This is a genomic window from Paenibacillus sp. GD4 (assembly GCF_030846225.1).
Classification (GTDB): Bacteria; Bacillota; Bacilli; order Paenibacillales; family NBRC-103111; genus Paenibacillus_G; species Paenibacillus_G silviterrae.
In genome coordinates this window covers 2,673,974-2,686,143 of sequence record NZ_JAVCYK010000001.1, presented here as the reverse complement: position 1 = coordinate 2,686,143, position 12,170 = coordinate 2,673,974, and the positions used below count along the sequence as shown (strand labels likewise).

The 12,170-nt window shown below is 51.7% G+C and carries 10 protein-coding genes; 1 reads left to right on the top strand and 9 read right to left on the bottom strand.

All coding sequences use genetic code 11. The features are described from left to right. Nucleotides 1-5: 5 nt before the first annotated feature. From argC to RAC89_RS12690, 7 genes are all read right to left on the bottom strand, one after another. Nucleotides 6-1,061, bottom strand: coding sequence for an N-acetyl-gamma-glutamyl-phosphate reductase (argC, locus tag RAC89_RS12720; RefSeq protein WP_306613903.1), 1,056 nt, complete (start codon nucleotides 1,059-1,061; stop codon nucleotides 6-8). Nucleotides 1,062-1,153: 92 nt separating this feature from the next. Further along, nucleotides 1,154-3,028 (bottom strand): FAD-dependent oxidoreductase, encoded by a 1,875-nt coding sequence (locus tag RAC89_RS12715; protein ID WP_306613902.1) that lies wholly within the window; start codon nucleotides 3,026-3,028, stop codon nucleotides 1,154-1,156. 142 nt (nucleotides 3,029-3,170) lie between these two features. Then, entirely contained in the window at nucleotides 3,171-4,094 is a 924-nt protein-coding gene (locus RAC89_RS12710; RefSeq protein WP_373430017.1) for a YitT family protein, read from the bottom strand. A gap of 230 nt (nucleotides 4,095-4,324) precedes the next feature. Next, a protein-coding gene (gene prfB / locus RAC89_RS12705) for a peptide chain release factor 2 (protein ID WP_306613899.1) occupies nucleotides 4,325-5,447 on the bottom strand; the annotation gives its coding sequence in 2 pieces (ribosomal slippage) (nucleotides 4,325-5,374 and nucleotides 5,376-5,447; 1,122 coding nt in all). 99 nt (nucleotides 5,448-5,546) lie between these two features. Continuing rightward, nucleotides 5,547-8,045 (bottom strand): preprotein translocase subunit SecA, encoded by a 2,499-nt coding sequence (gene secA, locus RAC89_RS12700; RefSeq protein WP_306613897.1) that lies wholly within the window; start codon nucleotides 8,043-8,045, stop codon nucleotides 5,547-5,549. A gap of 189 nt (nucleotides 8,046-8,234) precedes the next feature. Then, complete coding sequence (gene hpf, locus RAC89_RS12695; RefSeq protein ID WP_306613896.1) at nucleotides 8,235-8,789, bottom strand: ribosome hibernation-promoting factor, HPF/YfiA family; 555 nt, start codon at nucleotides 8,787-8,789, stop codon at nucleotides 8,235-8,237. Nucleotides 8,790-8,997: 208 nt separating this feature from the next. Further along, entirely contained in the window at nucleotides 8,998-9,195 is a 198-nt protein-coding gene (locus RAC89_RS12690; protein ID WP_079914265.1) for a cold shock domain-containing protein, read from the bottom strand. Between the two features lie 524 nt (nucleotides 9,196-9,719). Between RAC89_RS12690 and RAC89_RS12685 the strand changes: the two genes are divergently transcribed. Further along, nucleotides 9,720-11,336, top strand: a complete 1,617-nt coding sequence (locus RAC89_RS12685) for a flagellinolysin (protein WP_306613893.1) — start codon at nucleotides 9,720-9,722, stop codon at nucleotides 11,334-11,336. 105 nt (nucleotides 11,337-11,441) lie between these two features. On the opposite strand, the gene RAC89_RS12680 is transcribed toward RAC89_RS12685, so the two are convergent. Further along, nucleotides 11,442-11,774 carry a flagellar protein FliT gene (locus RAC89_RS12680; protein WP_306613891.1) on the bottom strand — a complete coding sequence of 111 codons (333 nt, stop codon included), beginning with the start codon at nucleotides 11,772-11,774 and terminating at the stop codon, nucleotides 11,442-11,444. Then, nucleotides 11,767-12,165, bottom strand: coding sequence for a flagellar export chaperone FliS (fliS, locus tag RAC89_RS12675; protein WP_306613889.1), 399 nt, complete (start codon nucleotides 12,163-12,165; stop codon nucleotides 11,767-11,769). Before fliS ends, RAC89_RS12680 begins: the two co-directional genes overlap by 8 nt. Nucleotides 12,166-12,170: the final 5 nt, after the last annotated feature.

Sequence of the window (12,170 nt, the reverse complement as noted above, 5' to 3'; positions counted from 1 at the left end):
CTCCTTTATGGATATACCGGGGTAAACGCAAGGCCTGTCGCCTCGTCCCAGCCCATCATCAAATTCAAATTTTGTATTGCCTGACCGGCAGCGCCCTTCACTACGTTGTCGATGACCGAAATGACGGTCAAGCGGCCTGTACGCGGGTCAAGCGAAATGCCGATATCGCAGTAGTTGGAGCCCCATACTTCCTTCGTCGCCGGCCATTTGCCCTTGTCGCGGATCCGCACGAATTTGCGTCCGGCATAGTACGAACGGAACAGCTCCAAGACCTCGTCCTCCGTCCGCTGCTCTTTCAAATTGACATAGATCGTGGACAATATGCCCCGCGTCATCGGGACCAGATGGGTCGTGAACGTCATGACCACCTCTTCGCCGGCAAGGCGTCCGAGCACCTGCTCGATCTCCGGTGTATGCTGATGTTTGTTCACTTTATAAGCCAGGAAATTCTCGTTGATTTCCGAATAATGCACGAGTAGGCTTAAGCCGCGGCCCGCGCCGGAAACGCCGGATTTGGCATCCACGATGATCGATTTCAGATCGATCCAGCCGTTGGCTGCCAGCGGAGCCAAGCCAAGCAGCGTCGCTGTCGGATAACAGCCCGGATTGGAGATAAACTCCGCTCCGTGTACTTCTTCACCGAATACCTCCGCTAACCCGTATACGGCACGCTCTACATAGGCCGGATCAGCCGGCTTATGCTTATACCATTGCTCATATGTCTCTCCGTTCGTTAAACGGAAATCCCCGGAAATATCGATGACCTTCAAGCCCGCATCCAGAAACTTGGGAGCCAGCTCCGAAGCTACGCCATGCGGTGTAGCCAGGAAGACAACGTCCGCCTTGCCGCGAATCAGCTCCACATCGATAGCATCCAGACGATCCGTGAGAATTTGATTGAGATGCGGATATCCGTCCGCAATGGGCGCTCCCGCGCTGGAAGAGGAGATTACCGAAGTGATCGCCACGTGCGGATGTGCCAGCAGAAGCCGGATCAACTCCACTCCGCCGTAGCCTGTAGAACCGATAATCGCCGCTCGTAAAGTTGTTGTTGTAGACATGGCCGTTCCCTCCGATTTGAAAAACTATGTATTATTATACATTCGACGGTATATTAATTCAATAAAAATTTCCTAAGAAAAGGAGCCCCCTCTTAGGAAGAGCCGGGCTCCTTCTTCATCAGCGCCGCGACCCAGGAAGCCTCATCCCACTGCAGCTCGTACCCGAGCAAATCAGCGGCCCGCTTCAGATCCACTAGCGCAAAATTATTCAGCACATGCACCGGTACCTCTGCCACGAGCGCTTCTTCGCCTTCCTGCCGAGACAGCAGATAGCGAACCCGCTTCCGTTCTACATCGTACCGCACATGATGCGCTCCGAGCAAGTGAAAAGTCTCCTGCAGGGGGGCCCATGGCTTCCCCTCGATCACCAGCGGCTTCAGCCCGCCGAATTTGGCCGGTTTCCCGTCCACCGTCATCCGCATCACCGGCAAATGCCTCGCCACGACATGACCCGGCAGCAGCGTCACCTTCCCTGCATTCAGCTCCGCCCGCTGCTCCTCGTTCATCCATTCGATCTTGTTTTTAGCCTCTCGCGGCGCGACTTGAATATGATATTTCGACGCCAAATACTGATGCAGCGACTTCATCTCTTCCTCCGTGACCGATTTCAGGCTTCGGCCTCCGATCCGTCCCATCAGCACTCCGATCGATTCCGCGGCGAGGGCTCCGTTGGGCTGGATCCGCGTGCTGCCGTAGGCAACCACCGACGACCCTACCAGCTTGCCGGCCGTGACGACATTATCGTAGCCCTTGAGCAGGTAGCTTCGCAGCGGCAGACCATATTGGTCCGGCTTCCCTACCGCCAGTCCCTCCCGATTGGAGCGCGAGCCTTGAATGTCCATGAAATAACCGCCGATGCTTACGTTATCCCAGAACATTCGTCCGCTCATCACATCCGTCGCCTCCATAACATATTCCGTCGGATAATGAAGATATTCGCGCACATACAGATAAGCCGGCTCCCCGTTCAGCTCCGCCTTCTCGAAGCCGACGATGGACTTCCGCAGATGCTCCAGAATGTGGGGCACCTCCTCCCGCGCCGCCTGCATGCCGCGCTCCACCGTTTCCGGCTTACTCGCATCCACATCGTACACCTGCAGAGCGTTAATGATCAGCTCCCCGTCCCCTTGATTCAAAATATTCAAGCCGCGCAGGTTCAGCATCTGCGGATTGCGAAGCTCATACTTGTTCACAATCGGCGGAAACCCATAGGCGATGTTCGAATCGACGTACGTTTCCGGTCCGTATAGACTGGCACGCTCTACTTTGTCCAGCTTCCAAAAGTGGCTGTAGAACTGATGCCAGTCCACATTCTTAAACTTCATCATATAGGTGCCGCTCATAAACTCGCGGGGCCCCTTGGAACCATACAACGATTCCAGCCCCGGCAGCGGTTTTACCCCGCCCAGCCTGCTTATGAAAGCGGCATCATCCGAGTTGTCGACCACGTACCCCGGCTCCACCCGAACGAGGTCCCCATTTTTTCTCGTGTATGTAAACGCCGTTATGCGTCCTTCCTGCGTCTCGATGTCCTTTATCACGATACCCTTATCGATGGGGATCCGATGAATCAGCCGGTGGAAATATTCGGCGAACTGTGCCTTCTTGCGGATATCTCCTTTATCATACCGGTCAAAAAGGTCCTTCATGCCGCCCTGCACCAGCGAGTCGCCGTTATCGTTGTACACGCCGTCCAGATACAGCATTTCCCCTTGGATCAGCTGACCGCCGAGGCGTTCCTTCGTTTCCAGGATGAGCACCTTCAGCCCCTCCTGCTTTGCCCTTCGGGCCAAATACATCCCCTCCAGCTCCGTCCCGATCACCACCACATCCACCTGCTTGGCAAAAGGGTTTTGAAGCACGAAGCCCCCGTCGCTGTCCCGGGCCGTCAATTCGTATGCGCTGGCGGCACTGCTCATGATTGTAATTAGGATGATGACACTTACCATGATCCACTTTTTGCTCATCGTTAGACCCAACGCTCCCCTTCCGGCACCCGCACCGATCCGCTGCCGCTACGAATGAATCGTACCGGATTCCCGGGATAAATTCAATCCATTTCCGGGCGTACGAGCAACTTTTTTTGATAGAAAAAAGGTACTTCCCGGATTATACTGTTCCGTACCGCTTGAAGCCTTCTCCCAGCACCTCATTCGTGTCGCTTAAGATGACAAAAGCCTTCGGATCCGTCCGCCTCACAAGCTCCTTCAGCTTGGTCACCTCCGTCTGGCTTACGACGACCATAATGACCGTTCGCGACTCTCCCGAGTAACCGCCAGTCGCTTGCAGATTGGTGAGCCCCCGGTCGAGCTTGAACAGAATGGCCTCTCTTATCGCCTCAGCGTCTTCCGTAATAATAAAGGCCACCTTCGAATAACTGAAGCCCAGCTGCACGATACCGATCGTTTTGGTGGTGACGAACAGGCCGATGAGGGCGAATAGCGCCTTTTCCGGAGAAAATACGAACGCCGCCGTCATGATGACCAGCCCGTCCAACAAGGCAACCGACACCCCTAAACCGATACTTGTATATTTATGCACAATTTGTGCCGCGACATCCAAGCCGCCGGTGGAGCCGCGCGCACGGAACACAAGTCCCAGCCCCAAGCCGATGAGCATCCCTCCGTAGATGGTCGCAAGCAGCAGATCATGCGTAAGGGACGGCAGGCCCCGTGTTAAGAGGACAAGTAAGGGCAAAACAATGGTGCCCACCAATGTCTTCAGCCCGAATTCCCCTCCGAGCAAATACATCCCCGCGAAGAACAGCGGAATGTTGAGCGCCCATTGGGTGATCGCCGGCTCCCAGCCGAACAATTCCTCTGTAATAATACTTATGCCGGAAACGCCGCCGGATGCCACCTGGTTCGGGTTTAAGAACATGTTGAAGCTGACGGCGATCAGCAAGGAGCCAACCAGCAGCAGCGTGTAATCGCCGGCATGCTGCTTCCATGCAATCCGGGCCTTCGTTCCCCTTTCTTTACGCGACTGAAGGGCCGATACCGAATATCCCCTGGTCCGTACAATCCCCTGCATAAGCTCACGCGATTCCGGTCGTTCCATCTCGGGCAGGACCCCGTCATCGAACGGCCACGGTTCGGTGTGTCCTAACAGCTGCTCTTCCTTCGTCGTTTCCGTCACCTCTGCGTTCCCCTTTCCCATAGCAAAAAATCCTACCCGTATCCGAATGCCGGGACGCTGTAATGCGCCCTGGTTTCAATACAAGTAGGATTCGCCGGAACTGCTGAATTTATGTTGAACTGGCCTTATGCTTCCTTATCCGCAGGTTTCGCAATCTGCGCTCTGAGATAAGCGTCGATGAAGAGATCAAGGTCGCCGTCCATCACGGCACCGATGTTTCCTGTTTCCGCGGAGGTCCGGTGGTCCTTCACCATGCTATAAGGGTGGAATACGTAGGAGCGGATCTGGCTGCCCCACGCGATATCCGACACCTCGCCGCGGATTTCCGCCAGCTGCTTCTCATGCTCCTCGATCTTCTTCTCGTAGAGCTTCGAGCGCAGCATCTTGAGGCATCGCTCCCGGTTCTTGATCTGCGAGCGCTCCGTCTGGCAGCTGACGACGATGCCGGTCGGGATGTGCGTCATCCGTACCGCAGAATCCGTCGTGTTGATGTGCTGTCCGCCGGCGCCGCTCGCTCGGTACACGTCAACCTTCAGATCCTCCGTGCGGATCTCAATTTCGGCGTCATCCTCGATCTCCGGCATCACGTCACACGATACGAACGACGTATGGCGTCGCCCCGAAGCGTCGAACGGCGAGATGCGCACCAGCCGGTGCACGCCCTTCTCCGCCTTGAGATAGCCGTAGGCGTTATAGCCCTTGATGAGCAGCGTTACGCTCTTCACGCCGGCCTCATCGCCCGGCAGATAGTCGAGAACCTCGACCTTGAAGTCTCGTTTCTCGGCCCAACGGCGGTACATGCGCAGCAGCATCTCGGCCCAATCCTGCGATTCCGTACCGCCCGCACCCGGATGCAGCTCCAGGATGGCGTTGAGCTTGTCGTACGGCTCACTGAGCAGGAGCTGCAGCTCAAATTCCTCGAGCTTGCGCACCAGCGCCGTGATGCCCCGCGTCAGCTCCGCGGCCATGCCCTCATCCGGCTCCTCCTGCATCAGCTCCTGCATGACCTCCAGGTCGTCATACTCCGACGCGAGGGCCTGGAACTGATCCACCACGCTTTTGACCGCGTTCGATTCCCCGATGATCTTCTGTGCCTTCTCATTGTCGTCCCAGAAATCCGGAGCCGACATTCTCTCTTCGAAATCCGCGATCTGCTCCAGCTTCAGATCTAAGTCAAAGAGACCCCCTAAGCTCAGCCAAGCGCTTGGCCGTTTCTTGCAAATCACGTTTCACTTCTGGATCCAACATCTCTACAACACTCCCTATACGTTATCTTCGAGAAAAAGGAGACCGGAGCCGCATCAGGCCCCGACCTCCTTCTGTCTAAAGTCTTTGGCGTGCGTTAGCTTACGCGCCGTGACATTGCTTGAACTTCTTACCGCTGCCGCAAGGGCACAGGTCGTTCCGGCCGATCTTGTCGTCGTTCGTGACCGGTGTTTTCGGCGCATCGGCTGCAGACGGATCGATCATCTCGATCACCGGCTCACGCACGAGATTCGTCTCGACATGCGCCTTCATGATGTAAGTTGCAACTTCCTCTTGGATGCTCTGAACCATCTCTTGGAACATCTCATATCCCTCGAACTGGTATTCGCGAAGAGGATCAGTACCGCCGTAAGCGCGGAGGTGAATCCCTTGGCGCAGCTGATCCATCGCATCGATGTGATCCATCCACTTGCTGTCTACCGCACGAAGCACAACCACCTTCTCGAATTCACGCATGAAGGTTTCGCCAATATGCTGCTCGCGTTCTTTATACAAGGTGCGGACAAGCTCCTGAATAAACTCAATGATCTCTTCCTTCTCTTTGCCCCAGAGATCGTCCTTGGTGATTTGGCCTTCATGCAGGAACGTTCCGTTCGCATAATCCACAATCGCTTGCAGATCCCACTCTTCCGGCACCAGATCATCCGAGCAGTGCGCTTCAACAATACGCTCAATGACCGGCATAATCATGCCATGAACGATTTCCGTCACATTCTCCGACTCAATGACCTCGCGGCGCTGCTTGTAGATGATTTCACGCTGCTGGTTCATGACGTCGTCATACTGAAGGACGATCTTCCGCACGTCGAAGTTATTGCCCTCTACGCGCTTCTGAGCGGACTCAATTGCCTTGGAGATCAGCTTGCTCTCGATCGGCTGGTCCTCCTCGAAGCCGAGGCGGTCCATCATGCCCATGATGTTCTCCGCACCGAAACGACGCATCAGCTCATCTTCCAGCGACAAATAGAACTGCGAGGAGCCAGGGTCGCCCTGACGTCCCGCACGACCGCGGAGCTGATTGTCGATCCGGCGGCTCTCATGGCGCTCTGTACCTATAATATGCAGACCGCCGAGTTCGGCTACTCCTTCGCCCAGCATGATGTCGGTACCGCGTCCCGCCATGTTCGTGGCGATCGTCACGGCCCCGCGCTGACCCGCTTGGGATACGATCTCCGCTTCCTCCGCGTGCTTCTTCGCGTTCAGTACCTGGTGCTTCACGCCTTTGCGCTTCAGCATGTCGGACAAGCGCTCCGAGTTCTCAATGGATACGGTACCTACAAGTACAGGTTGTCCTTTGGCATGGCGTTCCACGATCTCGTTCACAACCGCACGGAACTTACTGCCTACCGATTTATATACGACATCCGGCATATCCTGACGGATCATCGGTTTGTTCGTCGGAACCACGATAACCTCGAGGCCGTAAATCTTCTTCAGCTCTTCCTCCTCCGTCTTCGCCGTACCGGTCATCCCGGCCAGCTTGCGGTACATCCGGAAGTAGTTCTGCAGCGTGATCGTCGCCAGAGTCATCGATTCGTTCTGAACCTCCAGCTTCTCCTTCGCTTCGATCGCCTGGTGTAAGCCTTCGCTGTAACGGCGGCCTACCATAAGACGTCCCGTAAACTCGTCAACGATGATGATTTCACCCTCGGACACGACGTAGTCCACGTCCCGCTTCATGATCGCATGCGCCTTCAGCGCTTGGGTGATGTGGTGGTTGATCGTGACATTGTCGTGATCGAAGAGGTTCTCTATATGGAAGGCACGCTCCGCCTTCTGCACCCCTGCTTCGGTCAGTACAACCGACTTCATCTTCACGTCGATCGCATAATCTTCCTCATCCTTCAGCGTGCTCACAAACCGGTCCGCCTGCAAATACAGGTCCGTCGACTTGGCGGCTTGTCCGGAAATGATCAGCGGCGTACGGGCTTCGTCGACCAGGATGGAGTCCACCTCGTCAATGACCGCGTAAGACAACGGACGCTGTACCATTTGCTCCTTGTAGAGCACCATATTGTCGCGCAAATAGTCGAAACCGAACTCATTGTTCGTTCCGTACGTGACATCACATGCGTATGCCGCCTGCTTCTGGCTGTGCTCCAAATTCGGAAGGTTTACACCTACCGTCATGCCAAGGAAATGATAGATCTGTCCCATCTCCCCGCTGTCACGCTGAGCAAGGTAATCGTTAACCGTAACAACATGCACGCCTTTGCCTGCGAGCGCGTTTAGATAAACCGGCAGCGTCCCTACCAGCGTCTTCCCTTCCCCTGTACGCATCTCTGCGATACGGCCTTCATGCAGCGTCATACCGCCGATGAGCTGAACGTCATAATGGCGCTTGCCGAGCACGCGCTTGCCCGCTTCCCGTACCGTAGCGAATGCCTCCGGCAGCAGGTCGTCGAGGTCCTCACCTTTTTCCAGACGCTCGCGGAACTCTACGGTTTTGTTCCGAAGCTGATCATCCGTCAGCACCTCAAATTGCGGCTCCAACGAATTAATATATTCAACGGCCTTCCACATACGTTTTAATTCGCGTTCATTCGAATCGCCAAAAATCTTCTTCACGAGTCCTAGCATTGCTTGCTAATCCCCTTTCTATGTCCAGAACGGCAAGTCGGCAGACTTAGCCTATTTATTAGCTAAAGTAAATTGTAGCATTTTTGAACACTATGCCGCAACAAATGTGAGCAATTCCCTTTAGTTTTTCCCCATTCTGCCAAGAAAAATGAAAAGCCCGCCCTTCTCGGGCAGGCTGTAATTTACGTGTTATTGGGCCGGCTCGATCAAGCCGTAGCGTCCGTCATTGCGCTTATACACCACGTTCACCTTGGACGTGTCCGAATTGGAGAAGACGAAGAAGCTGTGCCCTACCATGTTCATCTGCAGGATCGCTTCCTCCACATCCATCGGCTTCAGTGTGAATCGCTTCGTACGGACCAGTTCAAAATCGTCTTCATCATCGTAGTCATAAGCAACAGCAACTTCGGAATCCATCCGGAACATATCCCGTTTGCCACCGGCTACGCGAATTTGACGGTTCGCTTTCGTCTTGTGTTTGCGGATTTGGCGCTCCAGCTTATCCACAACCAAATCAATGGCTGCATACATATCGGAGTGCCGTTCCTCCGCCCGAAGCACGAACCCGGTCAGCGGAATAGTCACCTCTACGGATTGCATGCCTTTGACCACACTTAACGTGGCATAAACTTCTGAAGTAAGGGGGGCTTCAAAGTACCGATCCAGCCTGCTCAGCTTTTTTTCAACATGATCTCTGAGTGCTTCAGTCACCTGGATGTTTTCTCCGCGAATGTTGAATTTCATTGTACAATTCCTCCCTTCAAACTACACTTATATATATTCGCGCTTTCTTCCTCAAATCCTGCTAAATTATCAGAATATTTAAAAAAATATTTAGAGAGTGTTCGTTGGTACGCAAAAAAGCACCCCGGATCTCTCCAGGGTGCTGTGGCTGCTAATCATTTGTTCAATTAATAACCATCTATACGGTCGGCCAAAGAAGCCGGGATGATTACAACTTGATCACGTTAGCTGCTTGAGGACCGCGTGCGCCCTCTACGATATCGAACTCAACCGCTTGGCCTTCTTCCAAAGTCTTGAACCCTTCGGATTGGATTGCGGAGAAGTGTACGAATACGTCGCCGCCGTCTTCACGCTCGATGAAACCGTAGCCTTTTTCTGCGTTGAACCATTTCACTTTACCTTGCATGCACGAACATTCCCTTCATTGTCAAATAACTTTATGAAGCGTTTTCTTTCGCTCCATATTTTGACTATATCATCCCATTTTTACCCTGTCAATGCAGGCTTGTACCTGTTAGCGAAATATTTTGAAAATTCTAGTATTAACATTTGAGGAAAACTGTATACACAGACAAAAACCTTGCTGCATCAAGCTTTTCCGACATTTTCCGCAAAGTTATACACAGAGTTGTCCACATTGTCCACAGGTCCATATTAATAATTTGGCTGATACGTTAATGTGATTGTATGAATTGATGAAGTTACACTACATTAGCAAATTGCAATTAAAGAAAATTTTCTTAACAATACTCAATTGCCCGTCGATATAGTCAGTATAATAAAAATTGCTTCTAAAGACCTATCATAATTGAAATCGATAATAAAGGGACTGAGGTAACCACCGCCAATGTTGATACAATATTTGGAAATAATATGAGCATGGAAAATGACTCTCTAGATCTCGTTCACTGAAAGGAGGTGAAATAGTAAATGATCATACGGAATAACGTCTCCGCGATCAATACGTGGAGCAGCCTTAAGTTAAATAATAATGAGCTTCAAAAGTCCTTGGAGAAGCTGTCCTCCGGACTTCGTATTAACAAGGCGGGGGATGATGCTGCAGGCTTAGCGATTTCAGAAAAGATGCGGGGCCAAATTCGAGGGTTGGGGCAAGCTGCGCGTAATATCCAGGATGCTGGCTCTCTCGTGCAAACTGCTGAAGGCGGTATGCAGGAGGCGCATTCATTGCTTCAACGAGGGCGTGAGCTCGCCGTGCAAGCGGTAAACGACACTAATACGGCAAGAGATCGTGAAGCGATTCAAAAGGAAATCGAGCAAATCATCAAAGAGATCGATCGCATTGGACGCACTACAGAATTCAATACCATTAAGCTATTGGATAAGGCCACTTCCGACCCTCAAAAAACTGCAATAATACAATTACTGACTGACCAATGGCTTGGGAATGCGGAAGATTTAATAACCAACCGATTTGGATTGTCCGGAGATGGTGTTAACCTCTCCATCATCCTAGAGGAAGGTGATGTCGGCGGTGTTCTTGCATACGTATCTGCATCAGTGCCCCCCACCGGACTGGGAATGAATTTGGAGCTTCACGTACATATGGCTGACTACCGTGCCGGAAACATTGACGACCGTATTATCGCCCATGAAATGGTTCACGCCGTTTTAAATCGTACAGTAAACGTAGGGTATACGACGGGGATTCCGACATGGTTTAACGAGGGGCTTGCTGAATTCATCCATGGTGCCGACGAGCGGCTCGCGAATGAACTCGGGGCTCTTGGCGGCAATACCGCAGCGAATCGGGCAACCATTGCTGCGAATGGAACGAATGCTTGGGGGAGTACCTCTCAGGACTATGCAGGGGCTTATGCAGCGGTTAAATACATTCATCAAGAGATTATCGCTAGTGGTGGCACCGGTGTACAGGACATGTTGGCTTATTTGAGTGCGGACACCACTAGAACTCTGGACCAAGCGTTCACGAACGCAACTTCAGGTGCATTCCTTAATACGGCTGACTTTAACACTAAATGGGGAGCTGATGGTGAGACATTTATCGCAGGATTAAATTTAGCAGATGCAGACACCGGTTCCATTGGTGGCGGTGATGACGCTTCTGTGGTTCCCGATGTGATACCGGCACCTACCTCCAACTTCAACTTGATACTCCCTGATACTACGCCTACTGGCTCGGGCCCGTTAACGTTCCATCTCGGAAGCAACTCTAGCCAAATAATTGACGTTAGTATTAGCAAAATCGACAGTACTGAACTAGGGATCAAATCCGTCGACCTTGTCTCCAATGCTTCCCAGGCCATTGATCGATTTGACAGTGCTATTAATGCTATATCAGCAGAGCGTACGAAGTTAGGTGCGATTCAAAATCGTTTGGAGCACGCTCTTAGCATCACGAAGAACAATGAAGAAAACCTGAGTGCGAGCGAATCTCGGATTCGTGATACAGATATGGCGAAGCAAATGATGGAATTTACCAAAATCAATATTTTGCAGCAAGGCGCAACATCTATGTTGACACAGGCAAATCAAACTCCTCAAGCCGTACTAAAACTGATCAGTTAGCCCTAAAACAAGCAACGAACGATCAACCAGGACGTTCGTTGCTTGTTTTTACTTATGAAAAAAAGCGATTCTTTCCTCCATTTAGGAAGATAATCGCCTCTTAAACTATTTTTTTTTATCAACGAAATGACTCTCCGGTGTATAAATCGAGTTATATGCATTCATCGTCTTCTGCGCAGTTGAAAACTTGCTAAGATGCTTTTCGGCTTCTGCCTTATAAGCTCTCATCCGATGTAAAATAATTTCATCACAAGACAAAATTCTTTGTATCCGTTCTTGCTGACCTTCCGTAGGCATAAAGTTCGATTGGCCCTTAAGCTGATCGATCAGTTCGCCTCTTACCTCAATAAATTGCTGAAGCTCTTCCCATTCAATTGTATCAATCCGTGACAAAACATGTGCCGTTAGCTGTTCCAGCTTACCAATAGATTCATCCATTCTTCACACCATTGGCTGGCTGCAAGGACGTCAACTTCGATGCTTGAACCCATGTCTCTTTTAATTCCATAAGATACTGAGTAACTTCTTGAACGGGCTCCACAGTTTTCTTCATATTCGCTTCAATTAATCGGTGGATAAAATACTCATACAATTTCTCTAAGCTTGCTGAAACTTCTGCATTCTTATCAAGAGTAAGGGAAAATTCCCTAATAATGTCTTGCGCTCGGCATAGATTTCTATTAGCTTCTGCATAATTATTTTGACCAATAGCTTCTATCCCAAGCTTGCAAAAACGAATGGCACCATCGTATAGCATAATTAACAATTGGGCAGGTCCTGCGGTTTGAACGGTAGTCTCCAGGTATTTGTTACGTTGTGCATTGATCATCCGCT

Bases quoted from the DNA above. Each gene is read 5' to 3' on its own strand.
- RAC89_RS12680 (WP_306613891.1), bottom strand. From the start codon at position 11,774: ATGGATGAATCTATTGGTAAGCTGGAACAGCTAACGGCACATGTTTTG.
- RAC89_RS12685 (WP_306613893.1), top strand. From the start codon at position 9,720: ATGATCATACGGAATAACGTCTCCGCGATCAATACGTGGAGCAGCCTT.
- RAC89_RS12690 (WP_079914265.1), bottom strand. From the start codon at position 9,195: ATGCAAGGTAAAGTGAAATGGTTCAACGCAGAAAAAGGCTACGGTTTC.
- fliS (WP_306613889.1), bottom strand. From the start codon at position 12,165: ATGATCAATGCACAACGTAACAAATACCTGGAGACTACCGTTCAAACC.
- argC (WP_306613903.1), bottom strand. From the start codon at position 1,061: ATGTCTACAACAACAACTTTACGAGCGGCGATTATCGGTTCTACAGGC.
- RAC89_RS12715 (WP_306613902.1), bottom strand. From the start codon at position 3,028: ATGAGCAAAAAGTGGATCATGGTAAGTGTCATCATCCTAATTACAATC.
- secA (WP_306613897.1), bottom strand. From the start codon at position 8,045: ATGCTAGGACTCGTGAAGAAGATTTTTGGCGATTCGAATGAACGCGAA.
- RAC89_RS12710 (WP_373430017.1), bottom strand. From the start codon at position 4,094: ATGCAGGGGATTGTACGGACCAGGGGATATTCGGTATCGGCCCTTCAG.
- hpf (WP_306613896.1), bottom strand. From the start codon at position 8,789: ATGAAATTCAACATTCGCGGAGAAAACATCCAGGTGACTGAAGCACTC.